Source organism: Burkholderia sp. KL41 (genome assembly GCF_057005415.2).
The window spans coordinates 3,193,445-3,217,935 of sequence record NZ_CM174447.1; the positions used below are offsets into that span (position 1 = coordinate 3,193,445).

21 protein-coding genes and 1 riboswitch are annotated in these 24,491 nt (G+C 64.3%); of the genes, 7 read left to right on the plus strand and 14 right to left on the minus strand.

Annotation, left to right across the window (positions count from 1 at the left end):
- Nucleotides 1-22 precede the first annotated feature (22 nt).
- A riboswitch (SAM-I-IV-variant riboswitch) is annotated at nucleotides 23-126 on the minus strand.
- 198 nt (nucleotides 127-324) lie between these two features.
- The 4 genes from PQB87_RS31700 to PQB87_RS31715 form a co-directional block, all read right to left on the minus strand.
- A complete protein-coding gene (locus tag PQB87_RS31700; protein WP_111943671.1) occupies nucleotides 325-1,815 on the minus strand; it encodes a phenylacetate--CoA ligase family protein in 1,491 nt (496 codons plus the stop codon).
- Nucleotides 1,812-2,885: a nitroreductase family protein gene (locus PQB87_RS31705; RefSeq protein WP_111943669.1), complete on the minus strand. Its 1,074-nt coding sequence runs from the start codon at nucleotides 2,883-2,885 to the stop codon at nucleotides 1,812-1,814. Before PQB87_RS31705 ends, PQB87_RS31700 begins: the two co-directional genes overlap by 4 nt.
- A gap of 226 nt (nucleotides 2,886-3,111) precedes the next feature.
- Nucleotides 3,112-3,924: a hypothetical protein gene (locus PQB87_RS31710; protein ID WP_489244317.1), complete on the minus strand. Its 813-nt coding sequence runs from the start codon at nucleotides 3,922-3,924 to the stop codon at nucleotides 3,112-3,114.
- 217 nt (nucleotides 3,925-4,141) lie between these two features.
- Nucleotides 4,142-4,957 carry an AraC family transcriptional regulator gene (locus PQB87_RS31715; RefSeq protein WP_489243254.1) on the minus strand — a complete coding sequence of 272 codons (816 nt, stop codon included), beginning with the start codon at nucleotides 4,955-4,957 and terminating at the stop codon, nucleotides 4,142-4,144.
- Between the two features lie 123 nt (nucleotides 4,958-5,080).
- On the opposite strand from PQB87_RS31715, the gene PQB87_RS31720 reads away from it, so the two are divergent.
- The gene (locus tag PQB87_RS31720; RefSeq protein ID WP_489243255.1) at nucleotides 5,081-5,740 is read left to right on the plus strand and encodes a glutathione S-transferase family protein; all 660 of its coding nucleotides are present in this window, start codon (nucleotides 5,081-5,083) and stop codon (nucleotides 5,738-5,740) included.
- A gap of 45 nt (nucleotides 5,741-5,785) precedes the next feature.
- Here PQB87_RS31720 and PQB87_RS31725 read toward each other — a convergent pair whose 3' ends face one another.
- The 10 genes from PQB87_RS31725 to PQB87_RS31770 all read right to left on the minus strand — a co-directional run bounded on the left by PQB87_RS31725 (nucleotide 5,786) and on the right by PQB87_RS31770 (nucleotide 14,489).
- The gene (locus tag PQB87_RS31725) at nucleotides 5,786-6,874 is read right to left on the minus strand and encodes a porin (RefSeq protein WP_489243256.1); all 1,089 of its coding nucleotides are present in this window, start codon (nucleotides 6,872-6,874) and stop codon (nucleotides 5,786-5,788) included.
- Nucleotides 6,875-7,069: 195 nt separating this feature from the next.
- The gene (locus tag PQB87_RS31730; RefSeq protein ID WP_059688639.1) at nucleotides 7,070-7,405 is read right to left on the minus strand and encodes a Rieske (2Fe-2S) protein; all 336 of its coding nucleotides are present in this window, start codon (nucleotides 7,403-7,405) and stop codon (nucleotides 7,070-7,072) included.
- A gap of 3 nt (nucleotides 7,406-7,408) precedes the next feature.
- Nucleotides 7,409-7,720 carry a YciI family protein gene (locus tag PQB87_RS31735; RefSeq protein ID WP_021160030.1) on the minus strand — a complete coding sequence of 104 codons (312 nt, stop codon included), beginning with the start codon at nucleotides 7,718-7,720 and terminating at the stop codon, nucleotides 7,409-7,411.
- Nucleotides 7,721-7,725: 5 nt separating this feature from the next.
- Nucleotides 7,726-7,863 carry a hypothetical protein gene (locus tag PQB87_RS31740; RefSeq protein WP_181523115.1) on the minus strand — a complete coding sequence of 46 codons (138 nt, stop codon included), beginning with the start codon at nucleotides 7,861-7,863 and terminating at the stop codon, nucleotides 7,726-7,728.
- 27 nt (nucleotides 7,864-7,890) lie between these two features.
- Nucleotides 7,891-8,958, minus strand: a complete 1,068-nt coding sequence (locus PQB87_RS31745) for a maleylacetate reductase (RefSeq protein WP_111943661.1) — start codon at nucleotides 8,956-8,958, stop codon at nucleotides 7,891-7,893.
- 8 nt (nucleotides 8,959-8,966) lie between these two features.
- Complete coding sequence (locus PQB87_RS31750; protein ID WP_489243257.1) at nucleotides 8,967-10,433, minus strand: aldehyde dehydrogenase family protein; 1,467 nt, start codon at nucleotides 10,431-10,433, stop codon at nucleotides 8,967-8,969.
- Between the two features lie 44 nt (nucleotides 10,434-10,477).
- Nucleotides 10,478-11,497, minus strand: coding sequence for a hypothetical protein (locus tag PQB87_RS31755; protein WP_060064682.1), 1,020 nt, complete (start codon nucleotides 11,495-11,497; stop codon nucleotides 10,478-10,480).
- A 38-nt stretch (nucleotides 11,498-11,535) separates the two neighbouring features.
- The gene (locus PQB87_RS31760; RefSeq protein WP_021160026.1) at nucleotides 11,536-12,030 is read right to left on the minus strand and encodes a cupin domain-containing protein; all 495 of its coding nucleotides are present in this window, start codon (nucleotides 12,028-12,030) and stop codon (nucleotides 11,536-11,538) included.
- A 115-nt stretch (nucleotides 12,031-12,145) separates the two neighbouring features.
- Nucleotides 12,146-13,075 (minus strand): LysR family transcriptional regulator, encoded by a 930-nt coding sequence (locus PQB87_RS31765; protein ID WP_111943657.1) that lies wholly within the window; start codon nucleotides 13,073-13,075, stop codon nucleotides 12,146-12,148.
- 160 nt (nucleotides 13,076-13,235) lie between these two features.
- Nucleotides 13,236-14,489: an MFS transporter gene (locus tag PQB87_RS31770; protein WP_060358742.1), complete on the minus strand. Its 1,254-nt coding sequence runs from the start codon at nucleotides 14,487-14,489 to the stop codon at nucleotides 13,236-13,238.
- A 978-nt stretch (nucleotides 14,490-15,467) separates the two neighbouring features.
- On the opposite strand from PQB87_RS31770, the gene PQB87_RS31775 reads away from it, so the two are divergent.
- From PQB87_RS31775 to PQB87_RS31800, 6 genes are all read left to right on the plus strand, one after another.
- Nucleotides 15,468-18,236: a type VI secretion system Vgr family protein gene (locus PQB87_RS31775; RefSeq protein WP_489243258.1), complete on the plus strand. Its 2,769-nt coding sequence runs from the start codon at nucleotides 15,468-15,470 to the stop codon at nucleotides 18,234-18,236.
- A 142-nt stretch (nucleotides 18,237-18,378) separates the two neighbouring features.
- Nucleotides 18,379-20,553 carry a T6SS effector phospholipase Tle3 domain-containing protein gene (locus tag PQB87_RS31780; RefSeq protein WP_489244319.1) on the plus strand — a complete coding sequence of 725 codons (2,175 nt, stop codon included), beginning with the start codon at nucleotides 18,379-18,381 and terminating at the stop codon, nucleotides 20,551-20,553.
- A gap of 134 nt (nucleotides 20,554-20,687) precedes the next feature.
- Nucleotides 20,688-22,031 (plus strand): virulence factor, encoded by a 1,344-nt coding sequence (locus PQB87_RS31785; protein ID WP_111942897.1) that lies wholly within the window; start codon nucleotides 20,688-20,690, stop codon nucleotides 22,029-22,031.
- 70 nt (nucleotides 22,032-22,101) lie between these two features.
- A complete protein-coding gene (locus PQB87_RS31790; protein ID WP_080982159.1) occupies nucleotides 22,102-22,359 on the plus strand; it encodes a PAAR domain-containing protein in 258 nt (85 codons plus the stop codon).
- Nucleotides 22,360-22,377: 18 nt separating this feature from the next.
- A complete protein-coding gene (locus PQB87_RS31795; RefSeq protein WP_111942795.1) occupies nucleotides 22,378-22,683 on the plus strand; it encodes a TrfB-related DNA-binding protein in 306 nt (101 codons plus the stop codon).
- A 271-nt stretch (nucleotides 22,684-22,954) separates the two neighbouring features.
- Complete coding sequence (locus tag PQB87_RS31800; protein ID WP_111942797.1) at nucleotides 22,955-24,445, plus strand: aminotransferase class V-fold PLP-dependent enzyme; 1,491 nt, start codon at nucleotides 22,955-22,957, stop codon at nucleotides 24,443-24,445.
- The last annotated feature ends 46 nt before the right edge of the window (nucleotides 24,446-24,491 follow it).

A 24,491-nucleotide genomic window follows, 5' to 3' on the forward strand; every position in this document is an offset into this window, starting at 1 on the left:
TATCGAACCGGTGCCAGCGATGCTGCTCCCGTTTCGTTGCCGTAAATCGGCCGCATCGCCTCAAGGGCGTCCACCTTGCCCGGGAGGGCAGGTTGGCGTCGGATAACCCGACTCTGGATGCTTGATTTCTCTCGTTCGACATTCCGAACGATGGTTCATTATATCGAAACGCACGCGTAGCGCAAGAAGTGTCGGGAGAGCGGCACTTTAGCCGGATGACCTCACCGATCCAGCCCTTGTAAGCGAGGCGAAAGGAAGAGCTGTGTCAGTCCTCCTCACCGCCCTCCAACCACACGCGCCCCAAACACCCCGAAACCTACGCCCTCACGCGATATACCGGTTCTTGATCCGAATATCCCGCCCCTTGAACGGCCCCGTATCGTGCTCATGCAGATGCACGACCACCTGTTTCGGATCGAACAGCCTCGACACCTCGCGGAAATCCTGATTCACGCGCTTCATGCCTTCGACCATCTCGCCATGCAGCGCCGCATCGTCGAGCGGCATCGGCGCACTGCCCAACGCCCGTTCGAGATGGAGGTGCAGGAAACTCGTCAACTGCGCATCCTCGGTCGTCGCGAGCTGGAACGTGCTGATCGCGTCATGCAGCACCGGCGAAGCGGACAGAACCTGCTCGATGTCGGACGGGAACACTTTCGCGCCATAGAACGGCACGCTCGAATCGTTGCGGCCGTACACGAACAGGAACGGGAAATGGCTGGTCCGCGCGGCAAAATCCTGCAGGCGCATGCCATGTGCCGACAGACGCCTGTTCAGCTCGCGGAATCGATACGTCCCACCCGAATCGCGAATGTTGTACCGGATCTTCGGCGCGGCGCCCGACTGCCGCCCGATGGTCACCAGCAGTTCGCCATCGTCATTCGTTTCGATCACGTAATCGAGCGCGTTGTACTGGAAGATCATCGGCGGCGTATCGCGGCCGAACAGCTCGCGGCACAGCTCGGGCCGCGTGAGCAACGCACGCCGCAGGCCGATCGTCGTCGGCGTCTCGACGCCGATGTTGATCTCGAGGTCCGACGCGCCATACGACGAGATCACCGTGCTCGCCTTGCGCAGCAGATGGTCGCGCAACGCTTCCGACAACCCTTCCCCGCCGACGATGAAATCGATGTGGTACGCGCTCAGGTCGAGATCGCATTCGTCGACCACCGAGCGGATGAACGGCGGGTAGCCGAATATCAGGTACTGGTATTTCGGCCCGAACAGCTTCAGCGTGTTGATCAGCTTGGCCTTGTCCGGGCCGATCGACTTCATGATGCCGACGTCGACGAGCGACATCGACACGTTCATGCCGGTCGCCCACGGCCCGAGTGCAAAGCAGTTCAGCAGCATCTTGCCGGAGTCGCGGAACACCAGCTGATAGTTCAGTTGCAGGATGCGCTTGACGTCGCTGCGTTCGGCCGCGCTGCGCACCCAGTTGTTCGGCTGCCCCGTCGACCCCGACGATTCGTCGATGACGACACCCGACTTCGGAATGGCGCCACCGTAGCAGCGCTGCTCGATCGAATAGCGCTTGATGTAATTCTCCTTGGTCATGGCGGGCAGGTCCGACAGCCGCCATGTGCCGTCGGCCTTGTAGCCTTCGGCCTTCAGGAACTCGATGTAGGCCGGGCACGACGTGCTCGCCTTGAGGAACGCGACGCGGGCGCGCATGCGGCCGACATAAGCCAGATAGGGCTGAAAAATCGGCGCGTTGAGGAACACATAAAGACGTCCGTCGACGCTGATCACGCGGCGAAGGAACCAGAGCGTCCAGAGAACGGCTTCGAGAAAGAGGCGAATGAGCGTATTCATGCGGATTGCGGCGAATGGGATGGAACCGGCGCATCGACGAGGATGTCGGCAAGCGCCCTGCGCTGGCTTTGCGGCGGCGTACGCGAGTAGCCGACCTTGAACACGAGCCATGCGCGGTCGACCCCGGCATGCGTGCTGAACCACGCGGCGGCGTCGGGGTTCGTGACCAGGTTGCCGTACGGATGCAGATACAGGCCGAGGCTCGTCAGCGCCAGCCAGAAGCGCAGCAGGAAGCGGCCCGACTCGATCGCCTTCTCTGGATTGAAGAAGTCGCCGCTCAACACGCCGATCGCCGGCACATGGCCGAGCTGCGACCGGTACCGGCGCTTGAAATAGAAGCGCGTCGGCTTGAACGTCAGGATCTTCGACAGACGTGCGGACATCCAGAACTCGGCGCGCGACAGGTTCATGCAGCGCCAGTCGAGACCGTCGCGATGTCGGGCAGTCGAACGTTCCGTGAACCGAAACCAGGCCGTGATTTCGTCGTGGTAGTCCGCGACGTTCATGTCATGGAACACGGCGTCGATGTTGGCCGCGATGATCGGCTCGATCAGTTCCGCACCCGACAGGTGCGTATATCGATGCCCCCATTCGTCGGCCAGCGCCGCCAGTTGCGTGACGGCGGCATCCGGCACCGGTATCGGGTCCATCGAAATGCGCGACGTGCGGCGCGCCAGCATCAGCGCAGACGGATCGTCGCGCGACGCATCCGCGTGGGTGTTGGCGGCGAGCCGCAGCGCAGCGAACGGAATCAGCCCCGGCGGCGTCGGCCGGGACAGGATGGCCGCGAATTCCCGCACCGGGCGATGCAGTTGCCATTCGATGCGCAAGCCATGCGGTGCCGCGAGCAGATCGATCGCGTCGATGAACATGCCCATCGCGGACAACAGGAACGCGCCGGTCGTGTCTTCTTTCGGCAGCGTGCGCGTGCCGTCGATGAACAGCTCGGCGCATTCGTCCGAGATCAGTTGCACCCGCCACGGCTGAACATTGTGCGGCGACGGTGCGTGTCGGGCCACGGACAGAATCGTGTGCCAGACAGTAAAGGTTTCTGTGGGAATCCCCGGCATATCTCGTGGCTTCCTTGTTGTTGTGCGGCTGATTGCCGTTGTGGCGCGAGAACCGGCCCCTCTCAAGACCGGGTGAAGCTGTGCGCATCTTACATGAGGGCCGAGGCAGCCTCACGGATGCCCGGGGCGGCAGATCGGCTGCGACGCAACTGTCCGCGCCCCGCAGCATCGTCCGTCGTCACATGCGGAGCTTCGTGGCCGGTCGAAGCTCCGCTCGAGAAACCCGCTACTTCGACAAATGCAGCTTCTTCGACATGACGATGCCGCTCGACTGACTCACCAGCGAGATGTCACGGATATCCATGTGCAACGTGGAGATCCTCGTCGTGATGTCGGTCGGCTCGTCGATACTCGGATCGGCATGCTCGGTTTGTTCCGTCAGGTAAGGCCGAACCAGCCGCCCGGAGAAAACGAGTGCGAATTCGCCACCCGCTCGTGCGTGCTCGGCGGGCGATAGCCGCATGCGGCTACGAATCGCGGTCTTTTTGCCTTGGCCGGAATCGAGTTCGATGATGTCGACGTGCTGGATGTACCCTTTCGCCTTCGCTTCGGGCGCAATCACGAGCCCGCGCCCTCGCGGCCCCGTCGTGACTTTTCTGAGCAGGATGCCCGCCCGGTCGTTGCGCTCTGCGTCGAACAGGTCGACGTCCAGCGTCAACAGGTGCCGGCGTGACGAGTACCTCAGCCCGTACCGCACCGGCACCACGAACGTCACGTCACGATCCAGATCGACGGACGCCAGGTCGGGATTCGGGCCATGCCGGTCGACCGCGCTGGAGACCAGGCCGCGAACCCGGTCGGGCAACGAAGGTGAGTGGGTATTGATGTGCAGCTTTTTCAGCGCATCCCGGATTGCAACCGGGTCGTCGCCGGCTATCGGTCGTGCCGGCGACGTGTCGGAATGGACAGCCGACGCGATGCGCGTCGTGCCGTCCGCAGCCTCCGGCGCTGCATGCGCCGCGACCGGCGCGAGCATCATCGTCAGGGCGACGACGCACGCGAAGTTCGAGCGACCCAATGTGGATTTCCGGTAAAACACGACGAACTCCCGAGGTTCTTGCAGATCGATCAACGACGTGCACTATAGGGTGGAATGATCGGCAACGCACCCGCCGTTCGACATTCACGGATGGGCGGCGCGCCCATCATAGGTTCGTCGTCGGCACGGCGGCAGGCCAACGGACACACTACCGTGTTGCCCGCGCGACAACAACCGGCGGGAAACGCGAAGCGCCCCCCGTCAGGAATCCGCACACTCATCCCCGCCCGTCCTCGCGCCGATACTCCGCCGGCGCCTTCCCCACCAGCTTCCGGAAGTCGCGCGTGAAGTGCGCCTGATCGAAATACCCCAACGCCTGGGCCAGCTCCGCGAGATCGACCGCCTCGCCGCCCGCGAGCTTGTCCGCGGCTTCGTGCAGGCGATAACGACGGATCACCCATTTGGGCGTCACCCCGACATGGCTGGAAAAGAGCTGCTGCAACGTGCGTTCGCTCAACCCCGCACGCTCGGCCAGGTCGCGCACCTGCGTGAGCCCGATGTCCTGCTGCAGCATCTGCAAGATGGCATGAATACGCTCGACCTGCGGATCGGGCGGCGGCAGCACCCGCAACAGCAGCGCCTCGGCCGCCGCCACCATCCCGGCATCGTCCCCGGCGCCGAGCACGGCCGCTTCGGCTTCCGCATCGCCGCAGTCGAACAGCGTCGACACCGGCAGCACCTTGTCGGTCGTCAAATGCACCGGTTTGCCGAAAAACGCCCGGAACGCGCCCGGCCGGAACCGCAAGCCGATCACCCTGCCGGCGCCCGCGAGCGTCGTCTCGAACGCCCCCGACACCACACCGAAGATCCCCGTCTGCCGCCGGTCGAACACCACATTCACGCATGGATACGGCAGTGTGCGCTGCACGTAAGGCGCCTGGCCGCGCAGATCCCATTCGACGATCCAGTGGTGATCCAGCACGCCGGCCAGTTCGGCTCGCGGATGATAGCGATTGAGACGGAAGCGCTGATTGATCGCCTTCGGGCCGACCACGCCCTTGGGCGTGTCGGTCACGTTGTGCAGGTCGGCCATGGTCGGGAACCGATGAAGTGAAGGCGCAATGATGCACCGCCACAGCGGGTTTTTCCAAGACGAGGGGGCGCAACCGTCCTACATTCGAATCCCTGTCGACGAACGCACCCACCGGAGCCCGCCATGCCGCAAGACCGTCACCTGACCCTGTTCCACTCTCCGCGTAGCCGCTCGGCCGGCGTGCGGATGCTGCTCGAGGAACTGAGCGCCGATTATGAATTACGCGCGTTCGATCTCTCCACCGGAAAACACCGTGACGCCGAATACCTGCGCATCAATCCGCTGGGCAAGGTTCCCGCGCTGCGTCACGGCGACGTGATCGTCACCGAGCAGGCGGCCGTCTACCTGTATGCGGCGGAACTGTATCCGGAAGCCGGCCTGTCGCCGACGCCGGGCGACGCGCTGCGCGGCCCCTATCTGCGCTGGATGACGTTCTATGGTTCGTGTTTCGAGCCGGCCCTCGTCGACCGATCGATGAATCGCCCGCCCGCGGCCTACTCGACGTCGCCCTACGGCGACTTCGATACCGTCGTCGGCACAATCGATGCGCAACTGGCGAAGGGGCCTTACCTGCTGGGCGAGCGCTTTACCGCAGTCGACGTGCTGTGGGGCTCGGCGCTGAACTGGACCACGATGTTCAAGCTGGTGCCCGAGACGCCGCGCATTCGCGCCTACATCGATCGCGTGCTAACACGCCCGGCCATCCAGCGCGCGCAGGCGGCGGATGCCGCGCTGGCGGCGGAACAGGACAAGGCCAAAGAGGCGGCCGCCGCAGCGGAGTAGTTCATTGGCGGGCCGACCTTGGCACCGGATCCGCCCGCCGCCCCGTCAAAACACCGTATGCAGCCCCACCCGCGCCACCGTCTGGTTCGCCGAACCTGAAGCCCCGTTCGGATCCAGCACGCCATTGACCTGTGCATTCGCGCCGCTGTTCGCGCGTTGGTAGTCGGCCGACACATAAACCATCGTCCGCTTCGAAAACAGGTACTGAAGCGCCACACTGACCTGATGCGCGTGGTTGTCGTTCACCGCTTCGTTGCCCTTCATGTACATGTACTTCGCGCCCAGCACGACATCCGGCCTGATGTGCCACAGCCCGCCGGTCTCCGCCATCCACACGCCGGCATCGTTGAACGCGTTGTGCACGGTCGTCACCAGCGCACTCGCGGTCACGGCACCGAAGTCGTAATGCATCCCGACACCCCAGTTGCGCACGCTGGTGGACGGCACGCCAGGCGCGGGACCGTACTTCTCGTTCGTGTAGGCCGCACCGACCCCGAACGCCCCCATCTCGTAGTTCACCCCGGCGCTGACCGCATTGTCCGCGCCGACCGAGCCGGCCACCCCGCCGAACGCGTACATCACGCCGCCGGAAAAACCCGCGATCGTCGGCGAACTGTACTTGACGGAATTCGCGATCGGCTTGCTGCCTGCCGTGCGATCCCAATCGAACGCACCGGTCGGATTGTCCGGCAGCGCGAGACGCTGGAACGGGCCGTTGCGAAAGCCGTACAGCCCCGAGATATCCCGTGCGATCGCATTGCCCTTCGAAAAGAGCGAATCCACCATGAAGTCGTACTGGTTGCCCAGCGTGATGCTGCCGAACCGGTTGCTTTCCAGGCCCACATACGCGTTGCGTCCGAAAATCCCCGTGCCGACGATGCTGCCGTTCGCCATCGAGAACTGGTTCACGAGCGCGAACGTCGCGCGATACCCGCCACCGAGGTCTTCAGTCCCGCGAAAGCCGAAGAGATTGGGCGCGAATATGCCGTCGTCGAACTTGACGTTCTTTCCGCCGCCCTCGTTGCTGACATAAGAAATGCCCGCGTCGATCAGACCGAACATCGTCACGCTGCTCTGCGCCGATGCGCCGTGCGCCACGGCAAGCATCATCACTGCTCCAAACCTGAGTTTCATGTCGTCTCCGTCTTTTTTATGAAAATGCGAGGCCGCCACCCGCTACGTGGCGGGTGCTCGCTCGGTGCTTCAAAGGAAATTGCGTTCATTCAGGCGGAATCGAACAGCGCCTGAATCATGGTTAGCTTTACTGATTGACCAACTCGATGACCACCACATCAATCGGCCCCGCTCGCGCTCATCGAAACGCCCGAATCAAGCGTCCCGATGGATGATCCACGCGGTGGAATCCACCTCGACCGTCACGGCCTCCAGCGCCGAACCCGAGCAAGGCCCGTCGATACACACGCCATCGTCGAACCGGAACAGCGCGCTGTGATGGGCGCACATCAACACCTGCGACCGGTAACAGGAAACGCTACCCGGGACGAAATCGAGCGGCACCGAGAAGTGCGGGCAGCGATTCACGTACGCCCACACCTGCCCGCCGCGTCTCACGACGATCACGGGGCGTCCGATGCAGGCCTCGTCGACGACCCGCGCGCCGCCGTCGGGCACATCGGAAAAACGGCAGAGTTGTCGGGCTTCCATGTCTCACACCCGCTGCTCGGGATTGCCGAGGCTCCAGTCCCACGGCCGCACTTCGACGTGCGAAAACAGCCCTTCCTTCACGTACGGATCGTTGCCGACGAACTGCATCACCGCGTGAATGTCGTCCGCCTCCACGACGAGCAGCGTGCCGTTCATCGCGTCGCCGTGCGGGTCCAGCGTCGGCCCGCCGAGCCGCACGACCACGCCGTGCTGGTCGGCCGAGCGCAGGTAGGTTCGATGAATCGGCCGCATGCGGTCGCGCACGTCGCGCATGCCCGGCTGGTCCGTCGCAAACACCGCAAAAAATCGCGCCATGTCGATCAACTCCGGTCGAGGACGAACGCGCAAAGTGGCCATACGAGGCACCGCACGCGCAGGCGCGCGCCTGGCGTGCCGTCGAAGCCGGCGGCGACCTGCCCGGTCAGTCCGGCATCGCCGTCATGGTGGTCATCGCTCATGTCTGTCTCCATTGACGCGCGAGCCGCTCACCGCGGCGCGCGTCCTTCCCATGCATGCTGAAGCAGCGCGCGAATCGCCGCGCGTTCGATCGGCCGCGGGTTCGCATACGGGTTGCGACAGGCGAGGTCGGCCGCTTCGTCGAGACCGCTCTCCGGCATCCCGAGATCGGCGAGCGCCGGTGCGATGCCGAGCCGCGCGTTCAGCGCGAACAGCAGCGGGCCGGCTTCGGCTGCGTCGTTCCCGCCCAGGGCGCGCGCCACGCGGCGCAGCGCATCGGGCGCGGCGGCATGGTTGTAGTGCGCGGTATGCGGCAGCATCGCCGCATGCGTCTGCGCGTGCGGCAGGTTGAAGGTGCCGCCGAGCGTGTGACACAGCTTGTGGTGCAGCGCCATGCCAACCGCGCCCAGGCAGGTTCCGGCGAGCCACGCGCCGTACAACGCGCGGCTGCGCATCGCGCGATGTTCAGGATCGCGCACGATCACGGGCAACGCTTCACCGAGCGCGCGGATCGACTCTTCCGCCATCAGGCTGATCACCGGGTTCGCGTCTTCCGCATAGAGCGCCTCGACGGCGTGCGCCATCGCATTGATGCCCGACGCCGCGGAAATGTCCGGCGGCAGCGACACCGTCAGCGACGGGTCGTAGATCACCGTACGCGGCAGCACCCGTGCGTCGCGCCCGGTGCGCTTCAGCCGGCCCTCCGTGAGCCCGAAGATCGGCGTCATTTCCGAGCCGGCGTATGTGGTCGGCACGGCGAGGATCGGCAACACCGACTCGAGCGCAATGGCCTTGCCGAGCCCGATCGTCGAGCCGCCGCCGATCGCGACGCAGCAGTCCGCGTCCAGCTCGCCGGCCATCTCGCGGGCGGCATGCGCGACCTCGACCGGCACGTGCATGACCGCCTGCGCACAGATGCCGGCCGCACGCTCGCCCAGGATCGCCTCCACGCGCTCGGCGAGCGGCCGCTGCTCGGGCGTGGACAAGACAAGCGCGCGGCGGGCGCCGAGCGTCGACAGCTCGTCCGGCAGCCTCGCGAGTGCGCCCCATTCGAACACCACGCGGGAAGGCGTGCCCTGATAGACGAAGCGATCCATGGAAAACCTCAGCGCTTGAAGTGCGGCGGCACGTTGCCGTCGACGTTGACCCACACCGATCGCGCTTCCGTGTAGTCGTGCATGGCCTCGAAGCCCATCTCGCGGCCATAACCCGACTTGCCGACGCCGCCGAACGGGCTGCCCGGATTGACGCGCTTGTAGCAGTTGATCCAGCACATGCCTGCGTTGATCCGCGATGCCATCCGGTGCGCGCGCGAGAGGTCCTTCGTCCAGAGGCCGCTGCCCAGCCCGTATTCCGTCGCGTTGGCGATGGCCAGCGCTTCGTCGTCGCTGCCGAAGCGCAGCACCGTGACGAACGGGCCGAACACTTCCTCCTGCGCGACGCGATCGGCCGCGCTCCTCGCTTCGATGACCGTCGGGCGCACATAGTAGCCGCCGGCGAGCGCCGGGTCCTGCGGCGCGCTGCCGCCGGTGAGCACGCGGCCGCCCTGCTCGCGCGCGACGTCGACGTACGACAGCACGCGATCGAGGTGCTGCTTCGAGGTCAGCGGCCCCATCTCGGTATCGGGGTCGAGCGGGTTGCCGATGCGGATCGACGACGCGAGCGCGACGAATCGCTCGAGGAATTCATCCGCGATGCGTTCGTGCAGCACGAGACGCGAACCGGCGATGCACGCCTGCCCCTGGTTGTGGAAGATCGCCCATGCGGCGCCGTTGATGGCCGCGTCGAGATCCGCATCGTCGAAGACGATATTGGCGCCCTTGCCGCCCAGTTCGAGCTGCACGCGCTTCAGGTTGCCCTGCGACGCTTCGACGATCCGGCGGCCGGTGGCCGTCGATCCCGTGAACGCGATCTTGCCGACCCCCGGATGTTCGGCGAGCCGCTGGCCGGCCGTATGCCCGTAGCCGGGGACGATATTGACGACACCGGCGGGGAACCCGACCTCGGCCATCAGCTCGACGATGCGCAACGTCGACAGCGGCGTGATCTCCGACGGCTTGAGCACGACGGTGTTGCCGGCGGCGAGTGCCGGGCCCATCTTCCAGCTCGTGAACATCAGCGGAAAATTCCACGGCACGATCTGGCCGACCACGCCGATCGGCGCGCGCTGCACGTAGTTCAGGAAGCCGGTTTCGACCGGAATCACCGAGCCTTGCAGCTTGTCGGCCATGCCGCCGAAGTAGCGGAAGCAGGCCGCCGTGCGCGGCACGTCGAGCGCACGCGAATCGCGGATCGGGTGGCCGGTGTCCAGCGATTCGAGCTGCGCCAGCTCCTCCGCGTTGGCCTCGATGGCGTCGGCGAGGCGCAGCAGCAACCGGCCGCGTTCGGCGGCCGGCAGGGCCGACCATTTGGGAAACGCGCGCGTGGCGGCTTCGACGGCGAGATCGACATCCGCCGCGTCGGCTGCGGCGATCTTCGTGATGACGGAGCCGTCGTGCGGGTTCAGCACGTCGATCGTGGCGCGGTCGACGGCGTCAACGAAACGCCCGTCGATGAAGAGTTGGGTTTGCATGAATCGTCCTCGGTACAGGGCTGAAGCGGAAGCGGCTGCGTTGCTCAGAACGCGATCGGATACGGCGCGAGCTCGCCGCTCTCGTAGCGTTGCGGCAGGTCCGGCGTCGCGTTTTCCCAGACGAGCAGCATCGACCGCTTCGTCGAATAGCCTTGATGCCGGATGTCGGCGGGCATCGCGCAGATGTCGCCGGCGCGCATCGTGACGCGTGCGCGCGGTGCGCCGGTGTTCTTGTCGCCGATGTCCCACACGATTTCGTCGGACAGTTGCAGGAACCATTCGACGCGGTCGTTGCCATGAAACACCGGCAGGATGAATTCCTCGGTGGTCGGGCAGAACAGGCTGCGCCCGCAGACCGACGTGACCGACGGATTCCACGTGACGTCCGAACGCGACAGGTACTTGAACAGGTTGAACGCGTGCAGTTCGCCTTCGAAACCGGGCTCGACATGCACCTCCGGTTCGTCCTGCGCGACGTCGAGGAACGCGCGGTTGACCGGCAGGTCGTCGCGCAGCGGCGAGTCGCCCTCGAGGCCCGGCATGCGGCGCGTCGCGATGCGCGTGCGCTCGATCGCCGCGCCGTTGTCGCCGTGCTTGCGCCCGAACGCCGTGCCCGTTTCCTCGGGCGCCGCGAACGGATCGAAGCCTTCGTTCGTCCAGTCGTGCAGCATCGCCTTGAAGGTCGCCATGATCGTGGGCGTTTCGAAGGTCTCGGTGTAGTCGACCCCGGCGTCCTTCAGGATGCCGTTGAACGTGCCCGCATACATGTCCACCTTGCCGTAGTGATTGCGCGTGCCGAACACGTGGTCGAAATTCACCCAGCCGTAGAAGAAGCCCCACGCCACGTCGCGCATCATCGCGCGCAGGAACGCGTCCGCCGGCATCGCATGCGTGCGCGTCCGGCCTTTCGCGGGCCAGCTGATCTTCACGAAGTATTCGTCGCGCTGGAACGCGAATTCGCCGAGCTGGAAGCGGCGGTAGCCGGTGACGGCATCGGCTTCGGTCGATCGCACCAGATCGGCGGCAAAGCCTGTGGAAAGGTCGAGGGTGTCGAGGGTGGCCATAACGTGTCTCCTGGGAATGTCGAATGAGGTCGGACGAATCAGTGCAGGCAGATCTCGGCCCACTTCTCCACGGACAGCTCGCCAAGGACGGTCTGCACCAGCGCGACGCCCGGCCGGCTCGCGGTGAAGCGGTATGCACAACCGGCCGGCAGCAGCGCCTGATGGCCCTTGCGCAGCACGACATACCCCATCTTGCGGCCGGCCGGCTGGGCGCCGGCGCTCACGGTGCCGCGCCCCGGTTTCGGCGGCGAATCGAGCTTGATGAAGTCGATCCGGACTTCGCCGTCCATCTGGATCACGAACTCGTCGTGCGGGCACGCGAACCACGGCGACTGGCCGTCGGTCCGCAGCACTTCGATCACGTATTCGAGGTTCTTGCCGGCGACGACCTTTTCATACGGCGCCGATTTCGATGCGACCTCGAACACGTTCGAGAACGCGTAGTGCCGGGCGCTGCCGCTGGTGATTTCGATCTCGCCCTTCCGGTAATGGTCGAGCGAGCCAAAGACGGTGTGGAATGCCGTGTCGGTCATTGCTGTCTCCTGAGTTGAACTGCTTGTTGGATTCAACTCTAGGGGCAACGCACAGCAGCAACAAGGCAACGGACGGCGATTACGGCATTTGCGTTTCGCGAATAATCCGCGCGGTTCAACGCACCCAGCCGCGCTCCAGGAGGGGGCGATCCCACGGGGATTCGTCGCCGATATGGTCCGCGAGGAATTCGACCAGCGCCTTCACCTTCAGCGCCTGTCGCTGCGTCGCGGGATAAACGGCGGCAAAGCTCAGCGGCGCGAGCTGATAGTCGGTCAGGATCGGTACCAGGCGGCCCGCGACGAGCGCATCGCTCGCCACGAGCGTGGGCAGGCAGACGACGCCGCCGCCGGTCAGCGCGTACTCGCGCAGCAGGTGCACGGAGTTCGAGCGGATCATGCCCGGCAGCTCCATTTCGACGACCTCTTCGCCGCGCGTCATCGTCCAGCGGTTGCGCGACGGGTAGCCGGAATACAGCGCGGTCGTGTGCTGCAGCAGGTCGCGCGGATGTTGTGGCGCACCATGCGCGGCGAGGTAGGCGGGCGACGCGCAAAAGAGGCGCCTGACGGTGAACAGCCGCCGTTCGATCAGCGACTCGGAGATCGGCGGAAAGATCTGGAACGCGATGTCGAACCCTTCTTCGACGGGGTCCACCACGCGGTCGTTGACGATGACGTCGATCTGGATGCCCGGGTAGCGCCGGTTGAATTCCATCAGCGGCGCGCCGAAGTGATCGAGGGCGAAACCGGGCAGCATCTGGATGCGCAGCCGCCCGGTGGGCGTGGCGCGCAGCTCGCGCATCTGGTCCGTCAGCTCGTTGACGCGCCCCACGACCTCCGCGCACTCCCGATAAAACGCCTCGCCCACTTCCGACAGGCGCACGTGGCGCGTGCTGCGATGGAACAGCGGCGCGTTGACGAACTTCTCGAGCTGCTGGATGCGGTTCGTCACGACCGAGCTGGTCACGCCGAGCTGCCGCGCCGCCTCGGCGAAGCTGCTCGCCTCCGCCACCCTGACGAATGCCTCGATGCTCAGAAACCGGTCCATACCGCGCCCTTTTTCGACAGCGAAACCGGCAGTCTACCCGTGCGGATATCGGGCTGTGTCATGCGGGAGGCGTCACTGTGTCACCCAATCGATGTCAATCGCTGACAGCACCGCCCGCCGCATGCACCGCCCTGCCCTGCCCTGCCCTGCTCGCGCGGCCTTACCGCGATTGCTCGCCGGCCGCCAGTTCCGGCTGCACGGCCACGCGGCGCTGCAGCACGGCCGGCGCGGTTTCCTTCAGCAGCAGGCTGACCAGGATGCCCAGCACAACCGCGCACATCGGCAGCCACAGAATGTTCTGGATGCCAAAGTGTGCGGCGACGTAGCCGCCCAGCGCCGGCGCGATGCCGCCGCCGAAGATCTCGCCGACACCCACTACCACGCCGATCGACGTCGACACGAGCCCGACGGGCGCGGCCTCCGTCGCCACCGGGCCGGACAGCAGCGACACCAGGCCGAGCGTGAAGAACGACGCGACGAACAGCACCCCGAACAATGCGAACGGCTCCGGGCCGAGGCCGCGGAACAGATAGAGCATCACGGCCGTTCCCGCGAAGCCGACGATGCTCGCGAGACGGCGGCCGACCAGGTCGGACAGGCCCGGCAGCCCGAACTGCCCGAGAAAGCCGCCGAAGCCGATCGCCGACACGACGAGGCCCATCTTTTGCGTGCCGAGTGCCAGGTAGTCGGTCAGGTACAGCGGCAGCAGCGCACCGAGCACGAATACGCCCGTCATCGCGCAGCACAGTGCGGCCATCGCCACGAGGATGTTGCGGCTCCTGAGCACATGGCCGAGCGATGCCGGTGCATGCTCCGACGCGACGGCCGGCGTGACCTTCGGCTCGCGGATGACGAAGAACATGATCGCGCCGAGGATCAGGCCGGGAACGGCCACGAGCGCAAACACCCAGCGCCACGACACGAAACCGAGCAGCTGCGTCGCGATGATCGGCGACAGCGCGAGCCCGAACAGCGCGAAGCCACTTTGCTGCAGCCCGAGGTTCAGCCCGCGCCGCCGCGGATGCGACGCGTCGGCGGTCGCGGCAAAGCTCGTCGGGCAGAACGAGCCCTCCGCGACACCCATCAGGCCGCGAATCGCCATCAGCCCGAGCAGCCCGCCCGCGAGCCCCGAGAAGCCCGACAGCAACGAGAACGCGATGATGGCCGGAATCAGCACCTTCCTGCGGCCGACCTTGTCGGAGATGCCGCCCATCAGCGCCGCGAAGATGCCCCACGACAGGCCGAGCACGCCGATGCAGTTGCCGACGTCCTGCGCGTTCAGGTTGAGGTCCTTCATGATCGAAGGGAACAGCGGCGCGATCAGCCAGCGGTCGAGGCCGACCAGCCCGAAGCCGAGCGCCAGCAGCGTGACCGCTTTCCACTCATAGGAGGTATCCCACTCGTTTGCTTTCATTTCCGTCTCCGTGGACACAGGTTCGCCTGCGCGCGACGGAGCGCCTGCGCATCAGCCAGGTCCGATGGTTTTTGTGTGCGATGTGAATCGCCGGGAAGCGCCGGCTTCCGCTCCGGTTCGACGTATCGAATCCGGCGAGCCGACGGCACAACGATAGGTGCAACGCCAGGGATCGGGTATCGAACGCGCGGCGAACGCGCCATTCGCGATATGCAAATAATCGGCGGCGGTGGGCGGAAGTGACGGTGGGAAGGCGGGGAGAGAACGGTCGTGGGGTTGAAGTGACACGCGATTGTGCGTCTCGGGGGAAATCCCTCATGGACATCCGGGTGACCGGGGACTGGCCCGCTCACACCCGGCATGCACCCGATCCGACGAGGCCGGACGATACGTGCGGGTAACACATTTCATATGACAAAAGAGGCGTTCTCGATCTTCGATCGCGGTGGACTTTGACTCGCGTTCCAGGATCTTCGCGCTTATGCAGTTGCGCCATGGCGAGCCGTGACGGAAACCGCCTTCCACACTATCAAACTTAAAACGGCAAAACCGCTGTCAAGCAGACACGCATACCGGATGCACGAGCGCGATCCTGCACACATCGATTTTTATATTTCAAATCCGCCCCACCTATATTCGAATTAGGACAAGTCGAATTTCAAATTAACAACACCCAATCCGGTTCGGCATAGTTGCCCGCAACCTCCACCTCCGAACCGTCCAGAAAGGGATGGCGACAAATACCACCCCTGACGAATCGACATAAGACTTTTCCAATTAAAACAAAATACCCCACCAAACCCGAAAAATGTCGAACACCGTTTCAGCGCGAATTGATTTTCATCTCAAAATACCAATAAACCTTTAAAAGCCCCATTGTTTGATATTCTGCGCAGCGAAATCACGATCACCGCTTCTTTACCGCACCGAGAATTCGACTCAAAAAGATCAAGCCAGAAAAGCAACGAGATTGCCGTTATGTCGATAGCAACAGCATTACGAAACTTTGCGTCCGGTCTGGTCGACTGGAACAACCGGCCCATCGCCCCGCATTTCGGGCAGGCGCAACACGCGGTCGGCCATCTGCTGGCGCTTCATCACGCCGATATTCGCGAAGGACTGATGTCGGGAATCGACGGGCAGCTGACCTGCATATCCACCCATGCTCATCTGGCGCCCACGCTGTTTCTCGGCCTGCCGGTGTCGGTCCGGCTGACGACCGACCGGGGCGACGTGCGGGCGATCAACGCGATCGTGCACGACGTGCAGGCCGGCCAATCCGACGGCGAGTTGACCGTGTATCAGTTGCGCATCTGCGATGCGCTGTCGTTGATGGACCGCCGCATCAATTCCCGCGTCTTCCGGTCGCGGAACGTCATCGACATCCTCGGCACGCTGCTGAACGAATGGCGGCAACGCAGCGTCGCACTCGCGCGCGCGTTCGATTTCGACCTGTCGGGATTGCGAGCCGAACGTTATCCGGCGCGTGAACTGACGCGGCAGGTCAACGAGTCGGACGCCCGTTTCGTGCGCCGGCTGTTGCGACGCGAAGGCATCACCGTTTTTGCCAAGGCGTGGGCGGTCGACAACGCGCGTGGCTCCACCGACGAGCGGCCGATCCACACGCTCGTATTCTGCGACGACCCGCTGCGATTGCCGGAATCGCCTGCCGGCACCGTGCGTCTTCATCCGCGCGATTCGGGAACCGCGCAACGCGATACGGTGACGTTGTTTGCGCATCATCAGCGCCTGTCCCCCGGCAAAGCCGGCCGGCCGTCGTGGGACTACAAGAAGGCGCGCATGGACGATTCCGCGATCGCGACGAGCATCGATCAGGGCGACGCCGGCAACGACCTGGCCCGGCTGCTGACCGACGTCGCGATCGACATTCCGCACGTCGGCGACTCGTGGAACGATCACGACCGCATCACGCATGACCGGATACTCGCCCACCAGTTCGCGGCGGAGCGCTACGACGGAATCGGCCACGTCCGCGACATGCCGGTCGGCTGCTGGTTCACGCTGACGGGCGACCCCGAACTCGACATGAAGCCGGCCGAGCAGCGGCAGTTCGTCGTGACGTCGGTACGGCACGACATCCGGAACAACCTTCCCAAAGACCTGACGAGCCGCGTGACCATGCTGTACGCGGCCAGCCGGAACCTCGCGCAAGCCGACCCAACCACGCCGTGCGATGCGCCGGAACAGTCGGACACGCGCTATGAAAACCATTTCACGTGCGTGCGTCGCGGCGTGCCGCTCACACCGTCCTACGACCCGAGAATCGACCTCCCACCGGCTCACCTGCTGACCGGCACGATCGTCGGCACGCAGGGGGAGGAAGTATTCTGCGACGCGGCCGGCCGCGTGCGTGTACGGATTCATGGCCTCGATCCCGCCGACCACGAACACGCACAAGGCGCCGGAACGAACGGGTCGGCCGGCGACAGCGCACCGATACGCGTCGGCGCGAGTCTCGCGGGCGGAAACTTCGGCACGCTCTTTCTGCCCCGCATCGGGATGGAAGTCTTGCTGGGCTGCCTGTCGGGCGATCCGGACCGCCTGGTCATCATCGGCGTGCTGAGCAACGGCGCGAACCCGCCCGCAACGTTCACGCATACCGGTGCGCTGCCCGGCAACCGTTACGTGTCCGGGATCAAGACGAAGGAAATCAAGGGCGATCGGTACAACCAGCTTCGCCTGGACGATACGCCGTCGCAAATATCCGCGCAGTTGGCGAGCGAGCATGCGCATACCCAGTTGAACCTGGGTTATCTGACGCAGCCCCGCAAGGATGGACACGGTGCCGATCGGGGCGAAGGCGCGGAGTTGCGCACCGATGCCGCGGCGGCCTTGCGCGCGGCCCAGGGCATCCTGTTCTCGACCTATGCGCGCACACGCGCGACCGGTGGTCAGCTCGATCGTGACGAACTGATTCAGTTGCTCGACCAGTGCATGATGCTGTTCAACTCGCTCGGCGACCATGCCGGCCAGCACGGCGGACGGGCCGCGGATACCGCCGGGCAGGAGAAGATCGTCGATGCGTTCCGTCACTGGAAGCCCGACCTTGCGGATACCGGTTCCGCTGGCGGCACGTCCGCCTTGATGGCGTTCGGCGCACAGGCGGGATCGCTTCACGTCACGCCCAGGACGCATGTCATGTATGCGGGCGAGAACATCGACCAGATTGCCCAGCGGCACGTGCAGGTCGCGAGCGGCGAGCGCATCAACCTGAACGGCGGCCATGGCGTCGCGATGTTCGCGCACAGCGGCGGCGTGTCGGCCATCGCGAATCGCGGGAAGGTGACGATCCAGTCGCAGGACGACGACACGCAGGTGGATTCCGCGAAGAACATCCAGCTGACCGCGGCCGGCGGCAAGCTTGCCGGCATGGCGAACGATCAGGTCGTGTTCGTCACGTCGGGCGGTGCATACCTGAAGCTGAACGGCGGCGACATCGAACTCGGTTGCCCCGGCACGTTCACGGTGAAGTCGGCAGGCCATGCGTGGGGCGGCCCGGCCAGCATGAGCACCGATATGCCGACGTTCGACCACGCCCTGCTGGGCCGTGTGCCGAAACTCGTTCGCGCGACCGACGGCGATGCGGTGGCGGGGTTCGACGGGCGCATGCAGCGCGCATCCGAAGCGCTGTCGAACCTGACCACCGACGCGGCCGGCGAGCTGCCGGCGGTGCAGGGCGACCAGTTCGAAACGCTGTCGGTGCAGTTCATCAAGAAGAATGGTTAAGACCATGACCGATTCGATTCTCGACCATCGGCCAGTAGCGAGTGCGCACGCCCATGCGCCGGCCACGACGACTGATGCTCCCGACTCAACGGCATCGCGCTCCACCCCGCCACCTATCGTCGTCGGCCGAACCCAAGGGCCGATGCTGTACGACAAGAACAAGCGGCTCATCTGCGTCAAGCAACTGCCGTTGCCCGGCGTCGTCATCTTCGTCCACGGCGTCAACTCCGAGGGCGAATGGTACAAGGCGTCCGAAGAGGGATTATGCAAGGGCCTGAATCGTCGGCTGGGACGCCTGGACGACCAGATGAAGTATCACGGGGTCGACGCCGGGCAGTTGACGCCTGCGAAGTACACCGAAAGCGTGACGCCGGAGGGGTTTCTGAATCCGGACTTGCTGCCGGACAATTACGTCATCCCCGATCCGTCGTTCTCGCCCGTCATCCATTTTCGGTGGGGCTACCGCGCGACACTGGAAGAGCTGAAGGAATACGGCGACAAGATCTTTCTCAACGAGAAGGATTATTGGGGAGGCGGCCCGTTCACCAATGGCTGTTCGAGCTTGCCCGATCTCTGGCACGGCGGCCTCGACGACCGCGCCGTGGGGTGGATAACCGTGCAGGGGATCAACCCGACCAACCGGCCGCTGTATCGCGCGCCGCCGCGTGCCTATGGCGTGCTTGCCGCGCTGCGGCTCGCCAAACTGATCGAGTCGATCCGGAAGATGCGCGCCGACGTGCCGATCACCGTCGTGTGTCACAGCCAGGGGAATATCGTGGGCCTCACGGGCGCGTTCTTCGGTGACGCGTTACCGGAAGTGGAAGATCCGTGGGGGCGCAAGGGACGCTGCGTCGCGGATGCCTACGTGCTGGCGAATGCTCCATATAGCCTCGCGAACAGTGAAGGCCCGCACAAATCCGACACGTTCATGGATACCTGGTCGCAACGTGCGACGAAGGATGCCGAGGGCAAGCGCGGCCGGCAGACCTACGCAGCGCGCACTCAGACGCTCCGCACTTTCTTGTCGATGATTGGCGATCGCGCTGCCCATGAACCGTCACCCGACACAGTCGATGCCGACATGGCAAACAACCGGGTATCGCCGACGAGCGACAAGTCGTTTACCGCACAGGCCGACCGTGCACGCCACGGTCTGAACGGATCGACGTATGGGCGCGTCACGGCGTATTGCTGTCCGCACGATCAGGTGATCTCGGCGATCACTGTGCAGGGTATCGGCTGGCGCGGCATCGACAGGCACGAACTGGCGGATATCGGCGTACACGGTGTCCTGACGCAACGCGTGTTTGCGTCCGGCTTCGATGTCGGTGTGCAGAAGCGCTATCGCTATTGGGAAGACGACTGGCGTTACGGCAAGAAAGGCACGAAGCGGGGCTTCTGGTATCCGCCCTCGCCGCCGGCGAAGTTCAATCTGGTTGGCGCGCTCAAGGGAAACGAGTCGATCTGGGGGATGGCGGCAACGCTGTTCTCGGCGCCGATCATGTTCGTCGCGACCGGGTTCAGTTCGGCAATGAACATGTTTCGCGTGAATGCCGATCCGCCGAAGGGTTGGGAGATATTGGCGGACGCACCGGCCCTGGACGAGACGTTTCCGCCTCAGGCGTTGAGGTTCGACAAGCCGATTCTGACCGAGGACGGCGAAGCAACGAGCGCCTTCAACGAAGACAACGATCCGCCATCCGCATGGCGCGATGCCGGCAAGATCGATGCCGCCAAACGGGCCGACGATCCTTACGACCAGTACAAGGCGAAGAACAAGGACGGTGACGCGCACGGTACGGCCGCGAGTGAAGCCGGGCAGCGTTACGAAGACCGCGCCCTGATGCGGATGGAAGCGCGCCGCACGTTGAACACGGAGTGGCTCGACAGCGACGGTCACGTCATCGGTGAAGACGGCAAAAGCGCTCTACCTGAAGGCTACAAGGAATGGCGAGACAAACAGATCGTGGATTGGCTTGATCGCGGTACGACGAACAGCCCGACGAACCACTCGACGACGATGACCAACCCGGAGCATGCGGAAAAGGCGCTTGCGTATGACGTCGCGATCGGTCCGTGTTACCTGACGCCTGATCAGATGTACGACTTGCGAATTGAAGCAGATTGGCGGATGGGTGATGGCATTCCAGACGGCCATCCAAATAAAAAGTACACGCAGTATTTCATGCTCGGCGTGATTGATGACGTGTCGATGCAAGAGTGGGTACATGCCGACAACAGTGAAGGAAAGATACCGACAAAGATCGTAGACGAGCGCGAGGGCCAGATCTATCTGAACGCCGGAGGGCCGCTATGAAGGCCGTGATCGGTACTTGGCCTCGACGCGTCGCCATCGCCGTTATGGTTTGGATAGTCGCGGCTCTATTGATGGCCACACTGATGGCACATGTGGAACAACCAGACCCGGCACACTTGGGAATAGGAGATTGGATGAAACGATTCGTAGCTGTGCCCGGCTTGCTGGCGCTCATGATCTTTCTGTTCACCACAGCCTTGACGCGGCCGGTGCTAGCCGAGACGCCCCTCAATCCAACCATTCGCGCAGCTTCCCATACGGAAGAACCGGCCAAGCCCCTCGTAGCACAAGTCGTCGGCCTGATTTGGTTGAATCCATTGCAGCGTATGGACTACCCAACAGAGTGGCAGCTGTTGTGGGCGCAAGGACTTGTTACCCCGAACAAGAACGACGATATGGTGAGAACAAAGCCTGAAAAATTCTCTTCACTTCGGTCAATTGGCGCACTGGTCTACGGCAACCGAGGGGCAGAGACGTTCAGGGGCTTCTATCGCAAGTACATGACCAAGTTTCCGCTACTGCTTTTCAAGCGATATGGGACAAACTCAAAGTACTTCTACACAGTGAGTCCTGACGATCGAAAAGACTGGCGTGAGCTAGCGGGTATTCGTGTCGAGCTTGCCATTCCCGATCGGCTGGACGCAGCTGAATCTCAAAGTTACTTGCAAGACTCGATTCGAAAAACGTTTTTCATCGGCAACCCACATTTTCCGAAGGTATGGAGCCGCAGTACGCCCCCTGATGTGCAGATCACGCAAGGCGGTGCAAACGCCGGCTTCACGTCGTTGAACAACGCGCTGGACTATCTGCAAGCGAACCCCGACAAGAGCGTGTGGGTGATGAATTGGGACGCGCCGAATTTCCCGCCCACCGACGCCCAGATCAACGAGAACCTCGTCGTGCTGTTCCTCGCCGGCCCAACCTTCAACACCGAGCGCGAACCACTCGCGTGGATCGGCAAGGCAGCGACCGGCAACGCCGACGCGTTTTCGAAAAAGTCCGGCACGACACGAACAGTGCAAGCGTGGAAGGCAACCATCGACCAGGCAGCGCGCAACGCAGGGATCGCGATTCCAGATATCAGATACATCGTTCACGACGCGGGTGCCGGTAGCGACGCCGCATCAGCGCGACTTGTCGGCCTATCGCAGACACTCACCGAAATCCTGCCGGAGTACGACCACAAGAATCAGGCGTTCAACACTGCGGCCTTGCTTGGCGACATGGGAACCGGCAGCGCATTGACCGACGTTGCGCTGGCGATCGGCCGGATCAATCACTACGGCGGCAACGCGCTCGTCGCGGGCACGACCGACCCGAAACACCCCGCAGCCGTCGTGGTCATGCCACCGGCCAATCTCACGCCAATCGATCCGAACGAGGACTGGTTCCGTGCGCGTGGCGGAAACAACGCTTACCTGCCGTGGTGGGGGCGTCGTCACGACACCAACTATCGAATGCAGGGCTATTCATGGTGATGCAAGCCGACGCGCGGCGCGTTGAGCACGAATGCGCCCGCCACACCAAATCACACTGGGAATGGGTTATATGCGAGGAATCATTCGAGTAGGCGACCTGCACACTCACGGCGGCCGGGTCGAATCCGGCGCGGCGACGAGCAAGGTGATGGGACGCGCGGTCGCCCGCGTCGGCGATGCATGTTCGTGCCCGCTTCACGGCGCCTGCGTGATTGCTGAAGGAGACATGGCATTCGATGTCGAAGGCCGCCCCGCCGCATTCCACAATCACAAGACGTCCTGCGGCGCGGCCTTGATATCTACCCTGCAAACTTCCGGGCGCATCTGAATGGCACAGATTCGACGCATGACAGCCGAACAGTTTCAGTTGTTGAGGCTGCACGATACCCGGATCAAGCCGGTGAACCGGTGGGCCTTGTTTGAAATCTTCGTCAAGGGCCGGTCGCAGCGCAAGCTCGCCGCCGAACTCGGCATCACCAATTCCGCCATGTCGCAGCTGGTACGGAGAGCGTGGCAGCGATATCTGGCGTTGCCGGGCAACGACACGCGCCTGACCACCCTGACGATCACGATCCCTGCCAGGTACGAAAGCGCCTTGCATGCATGGGTGCGTGACACTCACCGACGAACCACGCCACTCGATCCGCTGTGACCACCCGGTCGAGCCGGGGGGAAACGCCGCGCCCCCTTCCCCGTTTCGCGGACGTCGCAGGACGGTGCCACGTATCCATCGTTTCCACCGCAACCCAGAGACGGGGCCATCTCGCGCGGCGCCATTGACCAAGAAATAAATTCCCCAAACAGCCACCAAAACAAAACCACATTCCACGTCAGACCCAAACACCAGCTCATTTTGGATCCTTTTTCCCTTCTGTCCCCCGTATCATTTCTCCCATTCTGAAAGAACAGAGCAAGAGACGGACATGAGCGAACCCACCACGCTGCACTACCTCGACTACGCAGCCACGACGCCCGCCGATCCCCGCGTGATCGAAGCGATGACGGCCTGCCTCGGCTTCGACGGCATCTTCGGCAACCCCGCATCGAGCTCGCACGCCGCCGGCCGGCTCGCGAAAGACAAGGTCGAGCAGGCCCGCGCGCGAGTCGCCGCGTTGATCGGCGCGGATGCCGACGAGATCGTCTGGACGTCCGGCGCCACCGAATCGAATAACCTCGCGCTGAAGGGTTACGCGGAAAACGCGACCGACAAGCGCCACCTGATCACGAGCCGCATCGAGCACAAGGCGATCCTCGACACGATGGCGAACCTGTCGAAGCACGGCATGTCGGTCACGTTCGTCGCGCCGACGCGCGACGGCGAAATCACCGCCGACGCCGTCGCTGCCGCCATCGGCCCCGATACGGGCCTCGTGTCGCTGATGCTGGTGAACAACGAACTCGGCACGCTGACCGATATCGCCGCCATCTCCCGCATCGTGCACGCAGCCGGCGCGCTGCTCCACGTCGACGCCGCGCAGGCGCTCGGCAAGACGCCGATCGACGTGCGCACGCTCGGCATCGACATGCTGTCGATGTCCGCGCACAAGGTGTACGGCCCGAAGGGTATCGGCGCGCTGTTCGTGCGCCGCGACATCGCCAACCGGATCGCCCCGCAAATCCACGGCGGCGGGCACGAGCGCGGCCTGCGCTCGGGCACGCTCGCGACGCATCAGATCGTCGGCATGGGCGTCGCATGCGAACTGGCCGCGGAAAAGCTCGACGGCGAAGCCGCGCGGATCGCGGCGCTCGGCGCGCGCCTGACGAACGCGCTCGCCGCGCTCGGCGACGTCACGCAGAACGCGGCCACGGCACGCCGCATCCCGCACACGCTGAGCCTGACGGTGAACGCGCCCGGCTTCTTCCCGTTCATGCTCGACGAAGCGCTTGCCGTGTCGTCGACCTCCGCGTGCAACTCGGCCAGCGGCGCACCGTCGCACGTGCTGACCGCGATCGGCCTCGACGCCGAGACGGCAGGCCGCACTGTGCGCGTGAGCTTCGGCCGCTTTACGACGGAGCAGGACGTCGATTTCGCGATCGCCTGTTTCCGCCGCGCGATCGAGCAGTGTCGTGCGACGGCCGCGAACGGGTTTTCCGCTTCGCGGCAGATCACGCCGGCCGACCTGAAGGCGATCCGCAACGCCGGCTTCCGCTCGGTGATCTGCAACCGGCCCGACGGCGAAGGCGCCGACCAGCCCCCATTCGACGAGATCGCCGCGGCGGCCCGCGAACTGGGCCTCGACGCGCGCTACCTGCCGGTCGAGCGCGACCGCATCGGCGAGGCGGACATCGACGCATTCGGCGCGCTGGTCGACACGCTGCCGAAACCGGTGCTCGCCTACTGCGGAAGCGGCAACCGGGCCGGCATGCTGTGGAATCGTTTGTGCGCCCGGCGCACGGCCCCGGTCTCGGCCTGACCCCTCACACCGCCGCGTGACGCGAACATGCGGCGCGCTCGGGCGT

Excerpts from the sequence above, each read along its gene's own strand:
- PQB87_RS31770 (WP_060358742.1), bottom strand. The coding sequence starts at position 14,489 with ATGAAAGCAAACGAGTGGGATACCTCCTATGAGTGGAAAGCGGTCACG.
- PQB87_RS31760 (WP_021160026.1), bottom strand. The coding sequence starts at position 12,030 with ATGACCGACACGGCATTCCACACCGTCTTTGGCTCGCTCGACCATTAC.
- PQB87_RS31735 (WP_021160030.1), bottom strand. The coding sequence starts at position 7,720 with ATGGCGCGATTTTTTGCGGTGTTTGCGACGGACCAGCCGGGCATGCGC.
- PQB87_RS31750 (WP_489243257.1), bottom strand. The coding sequence starts at position 10,433 with ATGCAAACCCAACTCTTCATCGACGGGCGTTTCGTTGACGCCGTCGAC.
- PQB87_RS31715 (WP_489243254.1), bottom strand. The coding sequence starts at position 4,957 with ATGGCCGACCTGCACAACGTGACCGACACGCCCAAGGGCGTGGTCGGC.
- PQB87_RS31775 (WP_489243258.1), top strand. The coding sequence starts at position 15,468 with ATGTCGATAGCAACAGCATTACGAAACTTTGCGTCCGGTCTGGTCGAC.
- PQB87_RS31720 (WP_489243255.1), top strand. The coding sequence starts at position 5,081 with ATGCCGCAAGACCGTCACCTGACCCTGTTCCACTCTCCGCGTAGCCGC.
- PQB87_RS31755 (WP_060064682.1), bottom strand. The coding sequence starts at position 11,497 with ATGGCCACCCTCGACACCCTCGACCTTTCCACAGGCTTTGCCGCCGAT.
- PQB87_RS31745 (WP_111943661.1), bottom strand. The coding sequence starts at position 8,958 with ATGGATCGCTTCGTCTATCAGGGCACGCCTTCCCGCGTGGTGTTCGAA.
- PQB87_RS31790 (WP_080982159.1), top strand. The coding sequence starts at position 22,102 with ATGCGAGGAATCATTCGAGTAGGCGACCTGCACACTCACGGCGGCCGG.
- PQB87_RS31800 (WP_111942797.1), top strand. The coding sequence starts at position 22,955 with ATGAGCGAACCCACCACGCTGCACTACCTCGACTACGCAGCCACGACG.
- PQB87_RS31785 (WP_111942897.1), top strand. The coding sequence starts at position 20,688 with ATGAAACGATTCGTAGCTGTGCCCGGCTTGCTGGCGCTCATGATCTTT.
- PQB87_RS31730 (WP_059688639.1), bottom strand. The coding sequence starts at position 7,405 with ATGGAAGCCCGACAACTCTGCCGTTTTTCCGATGTGCCCGACGGCGGC.
- PQB87_RS31765 (WP_111943657.1), bottom strand. The coding sequence starts at position 13,075 with ATGGACCGGTTTCTGAGCATCGAGGCATTCGTCAGGGTGGCGGAGGCG.
- PQB87_RS31705 (WP_111943669.1), bottom strand. The coding sequence starts at position 2,885 with ATGCCGGGGATTCCCACAGAAACCTTTACTGTCTGGCACACGATTCTG.
- PQB87_RS31725 (WP_489243256.1), bottom strand. The coding sequence starts at position 6,874 with ATGAAACTCAGGTTTGGAGCAGTGATGATGCTTGCCGTGGCGCACGGC.
- PQB87_RS31740 (WP_181523115.1), bottom strand. The coding sequence starts at position 7,863 with ATGAGCGATGACCACCATGACGGCGATGCCGGACTGACCGGGCAGGTC.
- PQB87_RS31780 (WP_489244319.1), top strand. The coding sequence starts at position 18,379 with ATGCTGTACGACAAGAACAAGCGGCTCATCTGCGTCAAGCAACTGCCG.
- PQB87_RS31700 (WP_111943671.1), bottom strand. The coding sequence starts at position 1,815 with ATGAATACGCTCATTCGCCTCTTTCTCGAAGCCGTTCTCTGGACGCTC.
- PQB87_RS31795 (WP_111942795.1), top strand. The coding sequence starts at position 22,378 with ATGACAGCCGAACAGTTTCAGTTGTTGAGGCTGCACGATACCCGGATC.